This is a genomic window from Amycolatopsis sp. CA-126428 (assembly GCF_002904335.1).
Taxonomy (GTDB): Bacteria; Actinomycetota; Actinomycetes; order Mycobacteriales; family Pseudonocardiaceae; genus Amycolatopsis.
This window is the reverse complement of sequence record NZ_PPHF01000184.1, coordinates 24,350-43,381: the sequence shown is the minus strand read 5'-3', so window position 1 is coordinate 43,381 and position 19,032 is coordinate 24,350. Positions and strand designations below refer to the sequence as shown.

Sequence of the window (19,032 nt, the reverse complement as noted above, 5' to 3'; positions counted from 1 at the left end):
GATCAGCGCCCACAACTCGTCCGGCACCAACCGCAGCGACAACCGATCAACCACAACCAACATCATCGCTCACCAGCGACCGATCACCACGTAAGACACGCTCTAAACCCCAATCCGAATCCGGGCAACGCCGACCAGTTCGCCAAACGATTCAACGGCTTTGATTACTACGAGCAGCAGGACGAGCCATTCCCCACACCTCAGACTCACAACAGTGGAACGTTCTACGTCGACGGAAACGGCGAATACCGATAGCTGATTCGCTGGCCGAGATCGAGCAGATTCACGCAGTGCGCTTCGCGTGTGTCCACGGCTCAGCAGTGGTCGACTTCCACGGCCTCGCCTCAGGCAGCCGCTCTACTTGTCAAAGCATCACTTCGCGGTCGAGTGTCCAGGTGAAGGCCACTCCGGTGGCCCAGGCGTTGGCGCCGAATTCGAGACGAATTGTCTGATTGGCGGCGTCGGCTGGGCTGCGTTCGATGCGCGGCTGTCGCGGGCCGGTGCTGTAGGGCAACACGTTGACATACCGTATGTCACAGTTGGGCGTGTAGGTGAAGTCCAGGCGAAGACCCTTGGTGGCGAGGAAGTCGACATATAGCAGGTGGCCGTGTTGTGTCGCATAGGTTTTGTGCGTGTAGGACACGTCGAAATCGCCAGTGTCTTTGTTGGCCTGTTGGTTTCGGGCGACGCCGAACAGCAGGCCGGCGTCGGTGGCTTGTCGTTCGATGGTTTGCGGGATTCCGTTGATGACGCATTGCAGTAGCTCCAGCGGTTCGTGGTCGACCTCGACTCCCGGCGCCGGGGGCTCGGTTAGCCATGTCTCGATGGAGGACGGATCGTTGAGAAGTGCCCTGTAGGTGCGATGGTCGGACACTGCGGAAAATCGCATGATCTCGGGTAGGCTCGGCGTCCGGTATCGCCCGGTGGTCATCACCTCGAAGAGTGAACCCAGTCCCGTGGAAGGTCCGTGCTTTGCGGGTGTCAGGCTGACGGTGATGTGCGCGTCGTAGCGCCGGGGCCGCAGTGTTTGGCTGATCTGCCATTCCAAATGGCCGGACAGGTCGGTGGCGAGTTCTGCGTCGTTGACGTCGGCGGCAATGCAGTTGCGCACGACCTGAGTACGCACCTGCGGAGCGAGGGATTGCGCCCGTTGCGGCGATCCGGCGAGGCCGTCCAGTACCGCTGCTGCCAGCACCGAGGCTTTGGCGTCGATCGCGGCGGAGAGCCGTTCATCGTTGTCTTTGGAAACATAGAATTCGATTATGATCGGCAAGATGCCTAGGCCGGCGAGCCCGGCGCCTACTTCGATAAACGAAATTGTGCCCCAGCCCCGTAGCGCCGCAATAGTCAGCATGATGACGCCAATGGAAGTCGAAATGCTTGCTATCAGCATGAGTTTGGTTTTGTAGAGACGCTGAAGCACACTCGGCATAGATCAACAATACGCAACGCATTCCAAGGGTGTGCAATATCCACTTTGCGCCGGCTCGAAGGTCTTCTAACATGAGAGTGCCCCGGACCTGATTGACGCAGGTCCGGGGCACCTTCACTCGATCGGCCTAGTAGCCGCCGCGGCCACCACCGCCCCCGCTGCCGCCGCCACCGCCGGCAAAGAGCCTGGTCATAGGTGTCCACCTCCCTCATGTCCTGGATCTACATGCTCCCGGCCGGTCGACCGAGACGGCCGATAATAAGACCCCGTGGAGTAGTACGTCTAGTCTCTATACGCCTAGTCTCTGGATCATCAGTCTCTGGACAGATGAAGTTGAGCCAACATGGCTCCTCCACCTCTCTCGACAGCCACCGCGGCCTTCGGTGCGCGCATCCGCGCCCACCGCCAGCAGCTCGGCTACACCCAAGAGCTGCTCGCCCACCACGCCGGCCTGCACTGGACCTTCATTGGCCAAGTCGAACGGGGCCGACGCAACGTCACCCTCCACAACATCCTCAAGCTGGCGGCTGCCCTCAAGGTCAACCCCGCTGTCCTCGTTGACGGGCTCGAACCACCACCCTCCACCGCCGCAGGGACCGAGTAAGCGGCTCAGTCCACAACTGCGTAGCGACCCCGATACGCTTCGAGCTGGTGTCCGATTCCGGCCCCGTCGGGCGCTGTTTTGTCGGTGGGCGCGCCTATCGTGGGTTCAGCGGTGCGGTGTGAGCCACTCATCCTCGGACTGGAGTCCTGAGTCGCGGCGTACAGCTCCGAAGGTGTTGATCACATACGAGGTGTGGCATGGACTTGAACGCAGCGTTCGATGATTACCAGAAGACCGTGGACGCCGACCCCGAGCAGGTCGCCCTTGCTCGGGAGCGGCGGGACGTATTCAGCGATGCGCTCCGCGCGGAAGGTGACGTCGTAGAGGTCTTCGGCTCGGGGTCGCTGCGCCGTAGCACCCAGCTCAAGCCGGTCCATGATGTCGATCTCATCGTCGTCTTCGACCAGGAGCAGCACACCGACTGGGGCTCGCCGGGTACCTCGTCTCAGGACGCCCTCGATCATGTGCGCAAGCGGGTTAACACGCTGTTGGGGGCGACCAACGGCAGCGTGGACCAGCTGGTCCGGCTGGGCCGGACCCGGGACCGGGCGGTGAAATGCTTCATCGACCCGCCCGAGCAGGACGACGCTTTCACGGTCGACGTCATGCCGGCCCTGCGGCAGCCCGACAACACTCTGCAAGTGCCGAGCACTCGGCAGGGTGAGTGGAACACGGCCGATCCTGAGTACCTGATCCGCGAGGTGCAGCTCCGTCAGGAGAAGTGGTCATACTTCCGGCCGATGGTTCGTGTGCTCAAGCTGTGGCGGCATGGCGTACCGACCAAGGTCAAGTCACTGGTCATCGAGGTGCTCGCGCTCGAGTGCCTGCCTGTGGATAAGAACCGGCCCGAGGCGTTGAAGGCGTTCTTCACCGCAGCAGCTGTGGAGATCGGCTACGGCGTCGAAGATCCGGCCGGGCATTGCGGCGATATACAGCCCGACCTCGACGTGGCTGCCTTGCGCTCTTCCCTGGAGAGTGCACGTGATTTGGCCAAGCGGGCGTGTGCTGCTGCCGCGGACGGCGACACCGACGGTGCGGCGAAGGTCTGGCGGGAGCTGTTCGGTGAGGACTTCCCGGTTCCGGAGGAGAAGAAGACAACCCAGGCAGCAGCGGTGGTCGGTCCCACGTTGCTGCGGCCCCGCCCGATCAAGGACGCGCCGCAAGGCTGACGCATGCCTCTAAATGACGATCAGCCGGTGACTTGGTGGGCGTGTGAGCCGAGACGGCTCGCACGCGACCAAGCAGAGGTCACAGAGCGCTTCCCAGACCTGATCTGGGTCCCAGACGGGCCGGGGCACTGGGAGGGACGGCTGCCGCCGTGGCCGTTCGACCGGACGGAACCGGCCCGTCTGCGGCAGCTGATCGGTGACGCCGGCATGCCAGTCGAAGTCAAGTATGGGCATGCTTACCCGATGGTGCCGCCCGCCATTTACCCCCTCGATCCGGTCCCTGAACCTGTCGAGTACACCCAGGCCCGGTTTCATGTCATGGGCGACGGCAGCCTGTGCCTGCTACAAGATGCAGCGACGTGGACTGGTCGTGACTCGATCACCGACCTGCTGCTGAAGGCCGCAGGGTGGCGAATCGAGTACACACTCCTCAAAGCCGGCGTAATCGAAGCGATGACGATAAACGGAATCGTGACTGACGCCAGCCACGATCACCTGATCGATGAAGCCCTCGCACAGTCGCCACCATCGGATGAGGAGAACGCATGACCGACCTCCTCGTCCTTGTCCCAAACTCTGCCGCGCAACGCATCCGAGACGGTGGGCAGTGGGGTCAGATCACCTACAAAGCTTCCGACACCGACAATGTCGGAGCGGTCATAGCGGTATCGCACGGCAACGATCCGATCCTGCCGGCCGCAATTCAACCCAAGACCCACTTCCTCAGCTCAGCTGATTCCCGTGCCGGCCACCGGTGGTACCGAGTCCCGCCCGAGTTGCATCTTCTTTGGTGGCACCTCCGCAAAATACGAGGTGGTCTGAAGCTTGATGGATTCAAATCTTCCATCGACGCGGGATGGATGAGCCCCGGCGGGGGCAGCTACCTAGCGCTGACGGTTTCCGCCGACGTCCACACCTCCTATCCGGAAGTGGATATTCCAGACATTGCCGCCTGGTACGTTACCCCGACCGCCGTGGAACCCGTGGATCTCGACGTTCAGGCCCCCGACCAGGGTATTCAGCAACTTGCCGGACATTGGCCCGTTGCTGACCTCGCCATGACGTCGGTGCTCGTAGTGGGTGCTGGCAGCATCGGAGGTGCTGCGGCCCATGCGCTGGCTACCTATGGATTAGGGCGTCTGATCCTGCTCGATCCCGACCGACTACTGGGACGCAACCTCGTCCGTCACCTCGGCGACGCCCGGTACGTCGGCCAGCGCAAAGTCGACGTGCTCAAGCGGCAACTCAGCGATCTTCGCCCGGACACCACAGTCGAGGCGCTTCCGCTCGACGTCATTGGTGACGCCGACCGTGTACGAGCCCTTCTGCGACGTGTACACCTCGTGCTGTGTGCGGCCGACGGCGTTGCGCCCCGCCGAGTCGTCAGCCACCTCGCCCGCCGCGCCAACCGCGATGCCGTGCTTGCCTGCGTCCTGGAGGACGGGGGACTTGGTGAGATCATCCGCCTGAGGCCGTGGCTGGATCGTGGATGCCTCGTTTGTCAACGCGAGGCACTGGTCGAAGACGGTGCCATCGATCCCGAACCTGCTTTGGACGCCGACTACGGCACGGGAACAACCCACCGCCCTATGACTGCTGTCGGGTCAGATCTACACCTCGTCGGGCAACTCGCCGCGAAGGTCAGCGTAGCGACGCTATTGGAACGTCGCGGCCATCCCGACCAGACACTTGCTGGGGAACACGGTGTGATCGGGCTGCGGCCCCAGCCGGGTTTAGCGCCACCGTTTGACGTGGAAGGTAGCGCCGCTATTCGCTGGTTGCCGGCGAAACCGCCTCGACCAGGCTGCCCCACATGCGAGCCGGCATGACCCACGCGGGATTGGGGACGATTCGACAGGTCCGGCTCGCCGACGTGGCGGCCCGAACAATCGTCCGCGAGGTCGGCGCTGCCAGCGATGGTCGGGAGACCGGAGGAATTCTGCTCGGCGACATCAGCACAGACGGCGTCGCCGACGTTCGTCACGCCGGCGACCCCGGCCCCGCCGCAGTGCGCACACCCGCCTCCTTCCTGCGTGATCGCGCCCATGCCCAGCAGCTGGCAGATACCGCATTTGAGGCAGACGGCAGTATCTGGATCGGCGAATGGCACACCCACCCGACCACCGAACCTGTTCCCAGCAAGACCGACATCGAGACCTACTGCAGCCTGCTCGCAGACCCAGAACTCCAATTCACCGTGATCCTGTCCATCATCATCGGACCTTTGCCGTCACCCCACGTACCCGACATCGTCATGATCGCCTGGGCCTGTACCTCCAGCACCATCACGGCCATACCGGTCGGCCCCACCGACCACGTTGACGGACAAGGACTCCTGCCGACATGACCCACCCCACCCCTTCCGCAGGACTCCCGTCACGGAGTGGCGTGCGCCGCAGCGGAGACCATTACCAAGATCTCATCGCCTGGGGTGCTGCCCTGCGCGTCATACAGCCACACAACGAGATCACTCAGCTTGAACTCGAGATCAACGGAGCCGGCAACGTCGATGACGTCGTGCTCCGTAGGCCGACACTTGGACACCGATACACGCAGGTGAAGTGGGCAACCACCACAGCCTCGATGATCAATGACAAATACCTCACCGACCGGCCACGCCGCGGAAAATCGGTCCTCGAAAAGCTGTACAACAGCTACCAACTTCTTCGCAATGACGACCAACCGCCAACACTGGAGCTACTCAGCAACCGCGTCCTCGACCCCGAAGACCCCCTGCTGAGCCGAGTCGACGGCAGAACCGAACTCCTCACACCCTTCGCTCGACTCGCCCTGCCGGATTCCGCTGCCGGTCTTCAAGTAGCAGCCTGGGCCGAACACGTCGGCTCCTCCCGCGACGACCTCATCAACATGCTCGACCACCTCACCTTCCGCACCGGCCTGACCGTCGCCAGCGAACGCGACCGCGCGCAAGTACTGATGCTCGCCGCCGGCCTGCGCCACGACGAGGACGCACTCGAGACAGGGATCTTCGCCGCAGCTGAATGGATCCGTGGCGGAAAGCGGATACTCACAGCCCACGACATCCACGACCAGATCGACGAACTCAGACTCAGAGCCGCCAAACCTCGCGCAATTCTCCTCATCCAAGCGATCGACCGCGATCCGCACCCCGAAGACGCCACTGAAACCCTCGACTGGGTCGACCTCTACCACGGCGACAGCCCCATGACCCGCGCGCGACCCACTGATCCTGCCAATTGGGCTGCCATGGCCCGCGACCTCAACGACGCAGTCAACCGCCTCAAAAGTGCCGGTGCCCAAGACATCTTGGTCCGGGGTGCGCTCCGACAAGCAACGTTCTTCTTGGCCGGAGCCCAACTCGCACACGTGACCGGTAAGACCGTCAGCTACGTACAACAAGGCGCCCTGTGGTCCAGCAACACGCCGAGGAAGCCGGTACCGCCTCCCGCTGTCACACGGGTCCCCGTGGATGCAGGGACCGATCTGGCCGTCGCGATCGGCATCGCCGTCGACCCCACCGCCGCCGTTACGCAGTATCTCCGCGATACTGCAATCCCTGTGGGGGAACTGGTTGTATTTTTGCCCACGGACGGCGCCCACGACCAGGCAGTCGGCGGTCCCGGGGAAGCAGTCGCCTACGTCCAGGAAATCCGCAACTCCATCCGTCTCGAACTAGAACGCCGCCCCGCTGAACGTATCCACCTCTACCTGGCCGGCCCGGGCGGACTCGCCCTTCTGCTCGGCCACAGATGGAACCGCCTCGCACCCACCACCGTATATGAACACCTCGGCCCTGGTAGGGGATATGCACCAGCCTTCGTCGTTGAGGCGTAACCGATCGTGCGTTGCTGTCTGCGAGGATCGACAGCGGTGGGGTCGGTATGGTGCGGGTTCGGGCGGTACGAGGAGGTCAACACGACGTGGCTGATCCCGTGGAGCTGATGCTTGCCGACCTCACGGACCAGTACGCGGCAGAGCCCGCCTCAACTGCTTACTTGCGCCTGTACGCCGATGATGAGCGGTTCGGACAGGTTTTTGCGAGCCTGCATCAGCGGTTGAACGACCATTTTGATCAGATCAACGGCAGGGCGAGGTCAACGCGCCACTACTGGGCCGACAACAGCCGGGCGTTGATCGCGTTGATTGACGAGCTGGCTGAGACGATCGGGACACTGCGGCGAGCCGGGTTTGATGTTGCGTTCCGCAGGGACTATGACGCAGCCGTACGGCGGTGCAAACCGTGGCTGTCCATGGGTGGCGGCAGTACAGTGCCAGAGAACTTCGTGCCCATCGAAATTGTCAGGTACGAGCCGGTCTTCGTCCGCTCTGAAACAATGGTAAAACTCAAGAAGCAGGCCCCGACGGTCAAGCTCCAACTGATCGGGGAAGGTTCGTACGCGCATGTCTTTTCCTTCGTCGACCCCGACTACGGAATCAAGATCGCAGTCAAGCGAGCAAAGAAGGGGTTAGACGATCGCGACTTGCACCGATTCAGGGAAGAGTTCAACATCCTGAAGCGGCTCAGCTTCCCCTACGTCGTCGAGGTCTACCAATACGACGAATCCCGCGACGAATACAAAATGGAATTCTGCGACGAGACACTGCGCAAGTACATCAACAGGCGGAACAACAACCTGACCTTCGCCACCCGCAAGCGGATCGCTCTCCAGTTCCTATACGGGATCAACTACATCCACGGGCAAAATTTGCTTCACCGCGACCTCAGCCTCCAAAACGTCCTCCTGAAGGTCTACGCGAGCAAGGCAGTCCTGGTGAAACTTTCCGATTTCGGCCTGGCGAAAGACCACGCGTCGGACTTCACTCACACCAAGACAGAGATGCGCGGCACGATACTCGACCCCACGCTGAACAGCTTCAAGGAGTACAACGTCCTCAACGAGGTGTACTCGATCGGCTGGATACTGTCCTATATTTTCACCGGCAAGGAGTCACTGTCACGCACCGACGACGAGATAAGTCGGATCGTTCAGAAGTGCACCACCAACGATATTGGCCAGCGATACCCTGACGCTCGCACAATCATCCTAGATGTTGAGCGAATGGAATCGCTCCCAGCGGACGCCACAGCCTGACCCGAAGACAGCCGGCGACCAGACCCGACCAGCAGCCCCCAAGGATCGGACGCCCGGCGGTCAACGCCGCAAGCCATCGATACCCCCATGGATACCCGTGGCATGGGGTTGCTATGAGTGCCGATGCGGCCACCATGCGGTGACCGGCGCCCGCCGCAAGCAGCATGGTTAGACGTGGGCGAGACGCTGACGCGTTGCGCGCCAGTGCCCCGCCCTCAAACGCGTAGGCTGCGGGCTACGTACGGCGAGGCGACCGCCCTCCGGCACGCTGCGACAGCTTCTCGACCGCTTCCTCAAGACGTTCCCGCAGGTCAGAGCGGTTCGAATAGCGGCTCCCCAGGTGCACCCGCAGCAATCACACCAGCCTCGACCTACGGGTTTGGCCATCCGGACGACTTCTACGTCCGCCGCGGCTGTCGCGACCTCCTCGATCCGGCCGAACCGCTCTTGCGAGCCGTTGAATGGCCGCGCGGCCATTCAACGGCTTCCCATCCGGCGGCAGAGTGGCCGGCCGGGGCGCGGCGGCCTGGGCATCAAGAAGCAGAGATCCGATGACCGGGACATCAGAGCGCGTATGCGCCCGATTCATACCTTTTATCCACATGAATCATCCGATCAATCGTTGACAGTCCCCCCTACGCCGGTCAAACTCTGAACGCCCAGAGCCTCCGACGAAGGACGGTCATCGGTGCGTACACGAGTCAAGGCGGCACTGTTCGCGAGCGGCCTCGCGTTGACGGCGACCGGGGCGCTGGTCACCCCGGCGACGTCCGCGCCTCAGCAGGTTGTCCATGTTGCGCCGACCGGCGACGACACCCACGATGGCACGAGCGATGCGCAGTCCGTCCGGACACTGCAACGCGCGCAGCAGCTCGTGCGGGGGCTGATCCCGGGCATGACGGGCGATGTCTCCGTCAGCCTCGCCGGCGGCACCTACGCGATGAGCGCGCCGCTGCAGCTGACCGCTGCCGACTCCGGCTCCAATGGTCACCGGGTGCTCTGGACCGCCGCGCCCGGGGCCCGGCCGGTCATCAGCGGCGGCGTGGCGATCACCGGCTGGAAAGTGGCCGACAGCAGCAAGAACATCTGGTCCGCGCCCGCCCCCGCGACGCTGCGGACGCGCCAGCTCTACGTCAACGGTGCCCGTGTCCCGCGGGCGACCGGCGCCCTTCCGGTGACCTTGACCAGGATCACCGGCGGCTACACGACGTCGTCGGCCGCGATGGACAACTGGCGCAACCCCAAGGACATCGACTTCGTCTACACCGGAGGCCTCGGCGCGTGGACGCAGCCGCGGTGCCCGGTGAACACGATCTCGCCGACGACGATCAAGATGGCGCAGCCGTGCTGGGACAACTCGACGAAACGCGTGATGCGCACCGACGACTCCGGTCGCACGGTCGAACTGGTCGGCCGCCAGGCCATCACCGAGCTGCCCACCGCGGTGGAGAACGCCTACGAGCTGCTTTCCGCCGGTGAGTGGTACCTCGACAACACCGCGCACACCGTCTTCTACGTGCCGAAGCCCGGTGAGGACATCACCAAGGAGACGGTGACCGCGCCCGCCCTGGAAACCCTGGTGTCCGGCATCGGCACGGCGTCGACGCCAGTGCACGACATCACGTTCAACGGCCTCCAGTTCTCCTACGCCACCTGGAACTTCCCGAGCACGCCCGAAGGATTCTCCGAGATCCAGGCGAACTACACGCTGACCGGCGCCCACGGCTTCGACCAGCAAGGGCTCTGCCAATTCATCGACAGCGGCAAATGCCCGTACGGCAACTGGACCAAGGAACCGGGCAACGTCTCCTTCGCCTACGACAAGAACATCAGCTTCACGCGGGACGCGTTCGTCCACCTGGGCGCGGCGGGACTCGACCTCGGCACCGGCTCGCAGAACGACCTGGTGCAGGGCAGCGTGTTCACCGACATCTCCGGCAACGGGCTGGAGCTCGGCGGCGTCGACATCACCCTGCCGACCGCGGCGGCGCAGCACACCAGCGGCAACCGGTTGCTCGACAACCACGTGTTCGCCACGTCGGTGGAGTACGCGGGCGGCATCGGGATGGACATCGGCTACACCGAACACACCACGGTCTCGCACAACCAGATCGACCACACCCCCTACAGCGGGATCTCCATCGGCTGGGGCGGCTGGCCGGACAAGGTGAAGATCAAGGCGGAACCCAACTACAGCAACAACAACACCCTTTCCGGCAACCTGATCTTCGACCACATGCAGCTGCTCGCCGACGGCGCCGGGATCTACACCAACGGCAACACCGGACCGAACATGGCCGGCGGCGAGAAGGTCACCGGCAACGTGATCCACGACCAGAAGGGCGCCGGCAAGGCCGTCTACACCGACAACGGCGCGGGGAACATCACGATCACCGGCAACGGCCTGTACAACGCCGATCTCGCCTGGGGCTCGAAGCACACCGACTACACGCTGAACAAGGGCACCTACGACCCGCTCGACATCGAGAACAACTACTGGGAGAACGGCAGCGCCGACTACAACCAGAAAGCCGTGGTGATCAAGAACAACCACGCGATCACCGACGCCGGCGGCATCCCGGCGAGCATCCGCACCAACGCGGGCCTGGAAGCGGCCTACGCCGACATCCTCGGCTGGACCCCGGCCGGCTGACTCGTGGACGCCGCCCGGCCGGGGCTCACCCTCCGGCCGGGCAGCCGTCCGGGGCACGGCTGGAGGGCGCCGGTGACCAGCCACCTGGCCCGGCGGAGCGACGCAGGCCCCGGTAGAAGTTCCGATGGGCTTCGGCGGCCGCGGCCCACGTGTAGTGCCGGGCCAGTGCCCGGCCGGACGCCGGGTCGGTGCCGTCGAGCGCCGCACGCAACTCGCGAGCGAAGCCGGGCGGGTCGGCGGCGAACCGCACGGCCCCGCCGAAGACCTCCCTCAGCACGGGCAGGTCGCGAGTCACCACCGGTACCCCGGCGGCGAGCGCCTCCATCGCGGCCAGCCCGAAGCCTTCTTTGGTGGACGGGAAGGCGAACACCGCCGCCGAAGCGACCAGCGACGGCAGCGCGTCGTGCGCGACCGGACCCAGCACGACCGGCGAGACGCCCAGCTCGGCGGCGCGTTTCTCCCAGCGCGCCCGGTAGTCGCGGTAGTCGAAGAGCGTCTCGCCGCCGGCGATCAGCAGGCGGAGGTCCGGCTCGGCCAGTAGCGCGTACGCCTCCAGCAGGTCCAGCGAGCCCTTCCGCGGCTCGATCCCGCCCACCGCCAGGACGTATCGCCCACGCGAAGGGGTACGCGGCGCGGTCGCGAAGCGGTCGTAGTCGACGCCGTTGGGGATCACCGCCGCCTCGATGCCCCAGCCGTCGCGGATCTCGGCGGCAACCGAGGCGGACACGCAGATGTGCGCGTACGGCCGGACGATCGCGCGTTCGTGGCAGGCCGCCAGCTCCGGCGTCGTGAAGGTGTCGAGGTGGTGGACGGTCCGGACGCAAGTGTCGACGGCGTTCGCGCTGATGCAGTCCTGCGCGTGCACGACGTCGTAGGCGTCCGGGGTGAAGGCCGCGCGCAACACCGCGATGGAGCGCAGGATCCGCTCGCCGACGGACTCGTCCGGGACGTCGGGGAACGGGACGATCGCCAGCCGCACGCGCGGGTCGACCGGCCGGAAGAACCCCGCGTCGCCGCCACGGCCGAGCGTCCACACGGTGACGTCTTCGCCGAGATCCGCGAGCGCCTCGGCCAGGGAAAGGGTGTGCACGACCCCGCCGCGCGGTTTGGTCGAGTAGCTCAGCAGGGCGATGCGCATCAGGCCTCCCGGTACACCGACGGTTTCCGTTCCCCCAGGTGGTGCAGGACGCGCCGGGCGTTGGCGAGCTCCTGCCCGATGTCGAGTTCGGCCACCGCGATCCCGGCCTTCGACCAGGTGCGGGCGAGGATCTCGCCGCCGGGCCCGACGACCTTGGCCTGGCCGAGGAACCGCATTCCGCCCATCGCTCCGGTCTGGTTGGACGAGACGAGCACGACCTGGTTCTCCGCCGCCCGCGCCTGGTCGTAGAGGTCGAACAGGCGCGACTGGCGGTCCTGCGCCATCCGCGGCGCGCGGTTGGTGATGCTGGTCGGCCACGCGCTCAGGCAGGCGACGATGTCGGCGCCGTCGATGGCGAGGGACCGGGCCGACTCGGGGAACGTCTTGTCGTAGTCGATCAGCATGCCCAGCCGCCCGACCGGCGTGTCGAACGCGGCGAACCGGTCGCCCGGCTCGTAGGCGATGCTCTCCCCCGGCGGCTGGTGGACCTTGCGGTGCCGCCCGAGCACCCCGTCGCCGGTGACGCACACCGCGGAGTTGTAGCGCCGCGGCCCGTCGGCCTCGCAGTAGCCCACGCAGACGACCATCTCCGCGGCGAGCGACGAGATGGTCTTGAGCTCCGCGCAGTCCGGGTCGAGCGCCGGGGGCAACGCGTCCGGGTCCGGGTGGCGCAGGTCGGCGAGGTAGCCGCCGAGGGCCGCGTCCGGCAGCACCAGCAGCGCGGCGCCGGACGAGCGCGCGTGGTCGATCAGCGTCGCGATGCGCTGGAGGTCGAAGTCGAGGTCGCGGCCGAAGTGCGCGGCCACGGCCCCTATGCGGATCTGCCCCATCCACGTGACACTAACGCGTAGGCCTCGGGCCGTCTGTCGGCCAAGTGCCCCATCGACCGCCGGGCGGTGGCCAGCGCCACGGGGACGTCCAGCTCGGCGATGGCCATCCCCTCGGCGACGCCGGTGCCGGCGAGGATCTCGCCGCCCGGGTCGACGACCTTGGCGCTCGCGACGAACCGCAGGTCGCCGAAGGTGCCGGACTGGTTGGCCGAAAGCCAGACGATCTGGTTCTCCAGCGCGCGGGCCTGGTCGAACAGGTCGAACCGGCGCTTCCAGCGGTCTTCGGCGAGGTCGGCGGCCGGGTGGGTCCGGCTGCCGGGCCAGGCGCTCATGCAGACGACGATCTCGGCGCCGTCGAGGGCCAGGGCCCGCGCCGATTCCGGGAACGCCTTGTCGTAGCAGATCAGCATGCCCAGCCGCCCGATCGGCGTGTCGAACGCGGCGAACTCGCGCCCCGCGCCGTAGCTGGCGTTCTCGGAGAGGGGCTGGTGGACCTTGCGGTGGTGGCCGAGGACGCCGTCGCCGGTGACGCACACCGCGGAGTTGTAGCGGCGGCCACCGGCGAGTTCGCAGTACCCCGCCGTGACCACCAGGTCGCCGGCCAGTGCGGCCAGCCGCTTCAGCTCCGGGCCGTCGGCGGCCAGCGCGGGCGGCCCCTCGGCGCCGCCGTCGAGGTTGGCCAGGTAGCCGCCGAGCGCCGCCTCGGGCAGGGCCAGCAGCCGGACGCCTTCGGCTTTCGCCTCGCCGATCAGCTTCTCGATGCGGGCGAAGTCGGCTTCGAGGTCGCGGTCGAACGGCGCGGCGACCGCGGCCATCCTCAGTGTCGTCATGAATTCCCCAATCCGGTGACGCCGCCGCCGATGGCGGTCGTCCGTTCGCCGTCGGGCCAGCGCAGCGTGACGCCGGTGCCCGCGACCAGTTCGCCGCAGGCCGCGGTGACCGCGGGCCCGGCGGGGGCCGGGGCGCCGGTGGTCAGCATCGCGAAGCCCGGGAAGCAGGTCAGCCAGTCCCCTGTGGACGCTCCCCGCGGCCGCGGCACGCGTTCGACGTCGAGCACCGCGCCGCAGCCCGACGCTTCGGCGAGCATGCCCAGAGTGCCGGCGATCCCGGCCATCGAGACGTCCTTGGCCGCGGCCGGTCTCGCCTTCGCGACCGAGCCGAGCAGTTCGCGCAGCTCGGGAGTACGACGGAAGCTCGTCGAGTCCCACTGACGTCCCGTGTAGCCGGGCCGCCACCCGCCGCCGAGGTCGGCGCTGAGCCAGACGCGCTGCCCGGGCTGCCCGCCGCCGCCGGGGACCGGGTCGGTGGTCCGGCCGAGCGCCGTCACCGACAGCGAAGCCGGGACGCCGAACTGCGTGTGCCCGCCGAGCACCGGCACGCCGTACGCCTCGCTCGCCTTCCGCAGTCCACTGAGGACACGGGCGGCGAAGGACGCGTCCCGGGCGCCGAGCGCGTCGAGCAACCCGATCGGTGTGGCCCCCATCGCGGCCAGGTCGTTGAGGTTGACCAGCACCGAGCACCAGCCCGCCCATTCCGGGTCGCGTTCGACCATGGCCGGGATGATCGCGTCGCAGGCGGCGACGACATCGGTGCCGGGCAGCGGGACGCCGTCGTCGCCGACGAAGCCGGGCACGCCGGTCAGCCCGCGCAGCAGCGGCCCGAGCGCGGCCTTCGTCGACCGGGCCAGCGCGGCGATCCGGCCGATCGGCCACCGCATCAGCACGTGGTCGTGCCCGGCGACGGTCACCGGCCGCACCCGCTGCCAGCCGAGCCGGGTGAACAGCTTCTCGGTGCGGATCTGGACGGTGGCCTCGAACCGCAGCGCGCCTTCGGCCTCGGCCCGCGCGCAGGCCGCGCGGACCAGCGCCGAGCCGATTCCGGCCGGCGAGCCGGGCGCGACGACCAGGCGCCCGCCCCGCCACCACCCGAGGTCGAGCCCGTCGGTGGCCGGGCCGAGCCGGACCCCGCCGAGCACGTCTCCGGTGGTGTCCCGCGCGACCAGCACGATCGTGCGCGGATCGGTGTCGTGGTCGTCGAGATCGTGCCCGGCGAACAGGCCCTGCCGCGCCACGAACGCCTCGTGGCGCAACGCGCGGTACGCCGTGAGTCCACTGTGGTCGGCGGGCTCGATGTGGAACGCCGGGCGGGCGGCGACGCTGCGGACGTCACCGAGCAGCGCGAGGATGTCGTGGTCCACGTCAGCCTCCCGCCGCGCTGAGCAGCCCGCAGGCACCGCACGCGGCGCAGCCCGCGCCCTGGTCGGCCCCGGTCATCCCGGCCGCCCGCAGCAAGGCCGCGACCCGGCTCGTGACGTCGGCGACCAGCGAAGGCGACGGCGCGGTGGCACCGTCGCGGCGGGCGAGGGTGCCGAGCATCGGCCGCATCGGGACGACGAACGGGTACACGCCCGCGTCGATCAGCCGGCCGGCGCCCTCGACCAGCTCGTCCGGGTCTTCGCCGAGGCCGATCAGCAGGTAGGTCGAGACGCGGTTGCGGCCGAACACCCGGACCGCCTCCGCCCACGCGGCCTCGTACTCGGCCAGCGGCACGGTCGCCTTGCCCGGCATCCAGCGCCGCCGGACGTCGTCGTCGAGCGACTCGACGTGGATGCCGATCGACGTCGCCCCGGCGTCACGCAGTTCGGTGAGCACGCCGAGGTCGCCCGGCGGCTCGATCTGCACCTGGATCGGCAGGCCCGGCACGGCGTCGAGCACCGCCCGGACGCACCGGACGAGGTGCCGGGCCCCGCGATCCGGCCCGGCCGTCGTCCCGGTCGTCAGCACCATCTGCCGGACGCCGTCGAGGCGCACCGCCGCCTCGGCGACCTCCGCGAGCTGCTGCGGTGTCTTCGCGGCCACCGTGGAGCCCGCCCGCAGCGACTCCTCGATGGTGCAGAACCGGCACCGCTGGTCCTCCGCGTACCGGATGCACGTCTGCACGACGGTGGACGCGAGGACGTCCTTGCCGTGCAGCAGCGCGATCTTCCGGTACGCGATACCGTCCGAAGTGGACAGATCGTAGAACCGCGGCCGCGCCACCGGCATGACGCTCAAGCCGAGGTCGGCCGTTCCCCGGTGGATCCGGCCGTCCCGCACTTCGTACGGGCTGTCGTGGTTCAGCGGCAGCGTGGCGTTGGCACCGTCGACGACCAGGTGGCCGTCGTCGCTCGGCCCGGCGCCCTTGCTGCGCTGCACAGGTGCGTCCATGCGCACCCCGCGGACGGCGATGTCGGCGCGGATGTCCAGCTCTTGATCGATGCCAACGCGCACGGACCGCTCCTAGAACATGTAGGTGGAGTTGATGATGGCGCCCTTGCGTGCGTAGTGGATCAACGCGTCCTGCACGTCCAGCGGGTGGGTCGGGATGACGCCCTCGATGAGGTCCTCCTCGCGGGCCCCGTGCAGCGAAAGCCCGAACCGGCAGCAGTAGGCCTTGCCGCCTTCGCTGATGAACGTCTTGAGCTGGTCGTTGATGTTCAGCTCGCCCGGGAACGCGGCGTTGCCGGTGGTCGGGAAGCCGCGGGTGGCCAGGCAGTTCAGCGAACCCGGGCCGTAGAAGTAGATCGCCGCCTCGAAGCCCTTCCGCAGCGCGCGGGTCGCCTGCAGGATCGCGACGAAGCTCACCGACGACTCGTGCGCGATGCCGTGCACGAGCGTGAAGTAGCTCTGGCCGGGTTCGGCCTGGTAGTCCGGGAAGACCTTGGTCCCGCCGTACAGGCTGGAGCCCTGCGGCAGCGACGGGTGCGGGATCTCGTCGAGGCTGGTCTTCTCGGTCTCGGTCAGCTCTGCCATCGGTCTATTTCCCTTTCTTCGGTCCGTACAGCACGTCGAACGTGCCGCGGAAAACCAGGTCGGCGAGCTCGCCGTCGCCGGCCGCGGCGGCCAGCTTGGCGAGTTCGCCCTCGTGATCGCCCCACGGCTCGTCGGAGGCGAAGAGCACGCGGTCGTGGCCGATGCCCCGGCGTGAGATCTCCTCGACGAGCCAGCGGGGCGTGAAGCCGATCGCCCAGGACAGGTCGGTGTAGACCTGCTTCCCGGCGGTGATCCAGTCGAAGAACCGGCCGCCGACGAGCTTGATGTGCCCGCTCATCCCGCCGCCGAAGTGGACGAGGTGCAGCTTGACGTCGCCGGCGTAGGTGTCGACGAGCTTGCCGACCTCGTCGATGTCGGACGCCGCGCCCGGCGAGGTGTGGACGTGCACGACGAGGTCGTGTTCCCGCGCGGTGGCGAAGATCCGGTCCAGCTGGGGCTTGCAGGCGGGGTCGGACGCCCGGCCGCCGAGCAGGAAGCTGAGCTTCAGCGCTCGTACGCCTTCTTCGCCCGCCAGCTTCAGTGCTTCTTCGGTGCGGTCGGCGTCTCCGACCCGCGGAGACACCCACAGCGCGGCGCTGATCCGGTCGTCCTTGCCCGCCGCTTCGACGCAGAGCTCGTTGAAGGAGAACGCGATCGCCGGGTCCGGGACGCCGTAGTTCGGGATCACCAGCGCGCGTTCGGTGCCTTCGCGGTCCAGATCGGCCAGCATTTCGCCGATCGTCGCGCGGCTGCCGATCGCCGGTGCGACCGGCGGACCACCGTAGAACGGGTAGGCCGGGAGCACGCCCAGGTGCCGGTGGGCGTCGTGGGTCCAGCGCATCAGGCCACCGTCCGGGGCGCGACCCAGTCGTCGTCGGCCGGGTAGGTGCTCACCGGCGTGCCGGAGAGCCACCGGACGTCGCCGCCGCGGCCGACGTCGGTGATCCGCCGGGTCAGGTACTCCGCGTCCGCGGCGACGCCGCAGAACCGGCCGGAGCCCCAGGTGTGCTGCCACGGCAGGCCGAGGAAGTACAGCCCGGGACAGCTGGTGACGCCGCGGTGGTGCGTCGGGTAGCCCTTGCCGTCGAACACCGGGACGTCGATCCAGCGGTGGTCGCGGCCGAACCCGGTGCTCCAGACGACGGCCGAAAGCGCTTCCACGTCAAGGGTGCGGGGCCCGCTCGGCGGCTCCCACACGGGCTGGTAGCGCGGTTCTCGCGGCGCCGCGATCCCGCGGTGGGCGATGAACGCGTCGATCGAGTCCTTGATGCCTTCGGACACGGCGTCGGCGGCGTCGAGGTTGCGGCGCAGGTCGTCCGCGAAGCTCAGCTGTCCACTTCGGACGGAGTCGAGCCGGCCGTAGAGCTGCATGCCGTCCGCGGCGAACGCGCGCAGGTCGATGTCGTGCCCGCCGTCGCGGCCGGTGACGTAGTGGTTGGCCCGGAACCGCACGGCGTCCGCATCGGCGAACTCCTCGATCCCCCGGGCGTAGTAGCCCATCTCGTCGAGCCACGCGACGACGTCACGGCCGCGGTAGCGCCGGGCCACCCGCGGCGCCGACCCGACGGCGAGGTGCACGCGGCGCCCGGCCAGGTGCAGGTCTTCGGCGATCTGGCAGCCGGACTGCCCGGTACCGACGACCAGCACCTCACCCTCGGGCAGCTGGGCCGGGTTGCGGTATTCCGCGGAGTGCAGCTGAACGACGTGCTCGGGCAGCCGCTCGGCCAGCCGCGGCTTCAGCGGCACCTGGTACGGGCCGGTGGCCAGCACGACGTGGTCGGCGGTCAGCTCGCCGGCCGACGTCGTGAGCCGGAACCCGCCGCCGGGGAGCTGCCGCAGCCGCTTTGCTTCGACACCCTCGTGCAGCGGGACGTCGAACTCCTTCACGTACGCCTCGAGGTAGGCGACGATCTCGTCCCGGACCATGAACCCGTCCGGATCCTCGCCCACGTAGGGGAACCCGGGCAGCCGGCATTGCCAATTCGGCGTGACCAGGCAGAAACTGTCCCAGCGGCGGGTCCGCCATTCGTGCCCCGCGCGCTCGCGTTCGAGCACCAGGTGCCCGACCCCGGCAGTGGTCAGGCAGTGGGACATCGACAGTCCCGCCTGGCCGCCGCCGACCACGATCACCGGCCGGTGCAGGCCGTCGAGCTGGAGGTTCATGCCGATCAGTGCACCGGCGAACCATTTCCGGACCGTTTCATCCGGAACACCGGCGTGTTACCGGGTCCCGCTGAGTGACAACTTTTCCCCGGTGCCGCTTAACATCCGGCGGCGGCCGCTCCGCGGATTCAGCGGCGCCGCGCGCTGTCAAAGGCGCGACGAGAAGGCCGCGTTGTT

General features: G+C 67.3%; 18 protein-coding genes. 9 read left to right on the top strand and 9 right to left on the bottom strand.

Features of this window, described 5'->3' with window-relative positions; all coding sequences use genetic code 11:
* A partial coding sequence (locus tag C2L58_RS51195) for a hypothetical protein (RefSeq protein WP_233226337.1) occupies nt 1–255 on the top strand: 255 nt, incomplete at its 5' end.
* Nucleotides 256–364: 109 nt separating this feature from the next.
* On the opposite strand, the gene C2L58_RS47300 is transcribed toward C2L58_RS51195, so the two are convergent.
* Complete coding sequence (locus C2L58_RS47300) at nt 365–1,432, bottom strand: hypothetical protein (protein WP_146073851.1); 1,068 nt, start codon at nt 1,430–1,432, stop codon at nt 365–367.
* A 343-nt stretch (nt 1,433–1,775) separates the two neighbouring features.
* Between C2L58_RS47300 and C2L58_RS47295 the strand changes: the two genes are divergently transcribed.
* The 8 genes from C2L58_RS47295 to C2L58_RS47260 all read left to right on the top strand — a co-directional run bounded on the left by C2L58_RS47295 (nt 1,776) and on the right by C2L58_RS47260 (nt 10,933).
* A complete protein-coding gene (locus C2L58_RS47295) occupies nt 1,776–2,036 on the top strand; it encodes a helix-turn-helix domain-containing protein (protein WP_103344165.1) in 261 nt (86 codons plus the stop codon).
* A 197-nt stretch (nt 2,037–2,233) separates the two neighbouring features.
* Nucleotides 2,234–3,205, top strand: coding sequence for an SMODS domain-containing nucleotidyltransferase (locus tag C2L58_RS47290; RefSeq protein WP_103344164.1), 972 nt, complete (start codon nt 2,234–2,236; stop codon nt 3,203–3,205).
* Between the two features lie 207 nt (nt 3,206–3,412).
* On the top strand, nt 3,413–3,754 hold the full coding sequence (locus C2L58_RS50175; protein WP_233226336.1) for a hypothetical protein: 342 nt from the start codon (nt 3,413–3,415) through the stop codon (nt 3,752–3,754).
* The gene (locus C2L58_RS47280; RefSeq protein WP_103344162.1) at nt 3,751–5,034 is read left to right on the top strand and encodes a ThiF family adenylyltransferase; all 1,284 of its coding nucleotides are present in this window, start codon (nt 3,751–3,753) and stop codon (nt 5,032–5,034) included. The genes C2L58_RS50175 and C2L58_RS47280 overlap by 4 nt, the downstream gene beginning before the upstream one ends.
* Entirely contained in the window at nt 5,019–5,552 is a 534-nt protein-coding gene (locus C2L58_RS47275) for a Mov34/MPN/PAD-1 family protein (protein ID WP_199191771.1), read from the top strand. Before C2L58_RS47280 ends, C2L58_RS47275 begins: the two co-directional genes overlap by 16 nt.
* 41 nt (nt 5,553–5,593) lie before the next feature.
* Nucleotides 5,594–7,021 carry an SAVED domain-containing protein gene (locus C2L58_RS49115; RefSeq protein WP_158264265.1) on the top strand — a complete coding sequence of 476 codons (1,428 nt, stop codon included), beginning with the start codon at nt 5,594–5,596 and terminating at the stop codon, nt 7,019–7,021.
* Between the two features lie 86 nt (nt 7,022–7,107).
* Entirely contained in the window at nt 7,108–8,280 is a 1,173-nt protein-coding gene (locus C2L58_RS47265; RefSeq protein ID WP_199191770.1) for a protein kinase family protein, read from the top strand.
* Between the two features lie 688 nt (nt 8,281–8,968).
* Nucleotides 8,969–10,933 carry a right-handed parallel beta-helix repeat-containing protein gene (locus tag C2L58_RS47260; protein ID WP_103344160.1) on the top strand — a complete coding sequence of 655 codons (1,965 nt, stop codon included), beginning with the start codon at nt 8,969–8,971 and terminating at the stop codon, nt 10,931–10,933.
* Between the two features lie 25 nt (nt 10,934–10,958).
* Here C2L58_RS47260 and C2L58_RS47255 read toward each other — a convergent pair whose 3' ends face one another.
* The 8 genes from C2L58_RS47255 to C2L58_RS47220 are packed head-to-tail and all read right to left on the bottom strand — an operon-like array spanning nt 10,959 to nt 18,855.
* Nucleotides 10,959–12,071 carry an MSMEG_0565 family glycosyltransferase gene (locus C2L58_RS47255; RefSeq protein ID WP_233226335.1) on the bottom strand — a complete coding sequence of 371 codons (1,113 nt, stop codon included), beginning with the start codon at nt 12,069–12,071 and terminating at the stop codon, nt 10,959–10,961.
* Nucleotides 12,071–12,901 carry a carbon-nitrogen hydrolase family protein gene (locus C2L58_RS47250; RefSeq protein WP_103344159.1) on the bottom strand — a complete coding sequence of 277 codons (831 nt, stop codon included), beginning with the start codon at nt 12,899–12,901 and terminating at the stop codon, nt 12,071–12,073. Before C2L58_RS47250 ends, C2L58_RS47255 begins: the two co-directional genes overlap by 1 nt.
* Entirely contained in the window at nt 12,883–13,731 is an 849-nt protein-coding gene (locus C2L58_RS47245) for a carbon-nitrogen hydrolase family protein (protein WP_103344158.1), read from the bottom strand. Before C2L58_RS47245 ends, C2L58_RS47250 begins: the two co-directional genes overlap by 19 nt.
* Nucleotides 13,728–15,098, bottom strand: coding sequence for an MSMEG_0567/sll0787 family protein (locus C2L58_RS47240; protein ID WP_103344157.1), 1,371 nt, complete (start codon nt 15,096–15,098; stop codon nt 13,728–13,730). Before C2L58_RS47240 ends, C2L58_RS47245 begins: the two co-directional genes overlap by 4 nt.
* A 1-nt stretch (nt 15,099) precedes the next feature.
* Complete coding sequence (locus tag C2L58_RS47235; RefSeq protein ID WP_103344156.1) at nt 15,100–16,170, bottom strand: MSMEG_0568 family radical SAM protein; 1,071 nt, start codon at nt 16,168–16,170, stop codon at nt 15,100–15,102.
* 9 nt (nt 16,171–16,179) lie between these two features.
* Nucleotides 16,180–16,692, bottom strand: coding sequence for an MSMEG_0572/Sll0783 family nitrogen starvation response protein (locus C2L58_RS47230; RefSeq protein WP_086864132.1), 513 nt, complete (start codon nt 16,690–16,692; stop codon nt 16,180–16,182).
* 4 nt (nt 16,693–16,696) lie between these two features.
* Nucleotides 16,697–17,533: an amidohydrolase family protein gene (locus C2L58_RS47225; protein WP_103344155.1), complete on the bottom strand. Its 837-nt coding sequence runs from the start codon at nt 17,531–17,533 to the stop codon at nt 16,697–16,699.
* Entirely contained in the window at nt 17,533–18,855 is a 1,323-nt protein-coding gene (locus C2L58_RS47220) for an MSMEG_0569 family flavin-dependent oxidoreductase (RefSeq protein WP_103344154.1), read from the bottom strand. The genes C2L58_RS47225 and C2L58_RS47220 overlap by 1 nt, the downstream gene beginning before the upstream one ends.
* Nucleotides 18,856–19,032 lie beyond the last annotated feature (177 nt).

What these genes read in the sequence shown, in the direction of transcription:
- C2L58_RS47300 (WP_146073851.1), bottom strand. Translation starts at nt 1,432, where the DNA reads ATGCCGAGTGTGCTTCAGCGTCTCTACAAAACCAAACTCATGCTGATA.
- C2L58_RS47295 (WP_103344165.1), top strand. Translation starts at nt 1,776, where the DNA reads ATGGCTCCTCCACCTCTCTCGACAGCCACCGCGGCCTTCGGTGCGCGC.
- C2L58_RS47290 (WP_103344164.1), top strand. Translation starts at nt 2,234, where the DNA reads ATGGACTTGAACGCAGCGTTCGATGATTACCAGAAGACCGTGGACGCC.
- C2L58_RS50175 (WP_233226336.1), top strand. Translation starts at nt 3,413, where the DNA reads ATGCCAGTCGAAGTCAAGTATGGGCATGCTTACCCGATGGTGCCGCCC.
- C2L58_RS47280 (WP_103344162.1), top strand. Translation starts at nt 3,751, where the DNA reads ATGACCGACCTCCTCGTCCTTGTCCCAAACTCTGCCGCGCAACGCATC.
- C2L58_RS47275 (WP_199191771.1), top strand. Translation starts at nt 5,019, where the DNA reads ATGCGAGCCGGCATGACCCACGCGGGATTGGGGACGATTCGACAGGTC.
- C2L58_RS47255 (WP_233226335.1), bottom strand. Translation starts at nt 12,071, where the DNA reads ATGCGCATCGCCCTGCTGAGCTACTCGACCAAACCGCGCGGCGGGGTC.
- C2L58_RS47250 (WP_103344159.1), bottom strand. Translation starts at nt 12,901, where the DNA reads ATGGGGCAGATCCGCATAGGGGCCGTGGCCGCGCACTTCGGCCGCGAC.
- C2L58_RS47245 (WP_103344158.1), bottom strand. Translation starts at nt 13,731, where the DNA reads ATGACGACACTGAGGATGGCCGCGGTCGCCGCGCCGTTCGACCGCGAC.
- C2L58_RS47230 (WP_086864132.1), bottom strand. Translation starts at nt 16,692, where the DNA reads ATGGCAGAGCTGACCGAGACCGAGAAGACCAGCCTCGACGAGATCCCG.
- C2L58_RS47225 (WP_103344155.1), bottom strand. Translation starts at nt 17,533, where the DNA reads ATGCGCTGGACCCACGACGCCCACCGGCACCTGGGCGTGCTCCCGGCC.
- C2L58_RS47220 (WP_103344154.1), bottom strand. Translation starts at nt 18,855, where the DNA reads ATGAACCTCCAGCTCGACGGCCTGCACCGGCCGGTGATCGTGGTCGGC.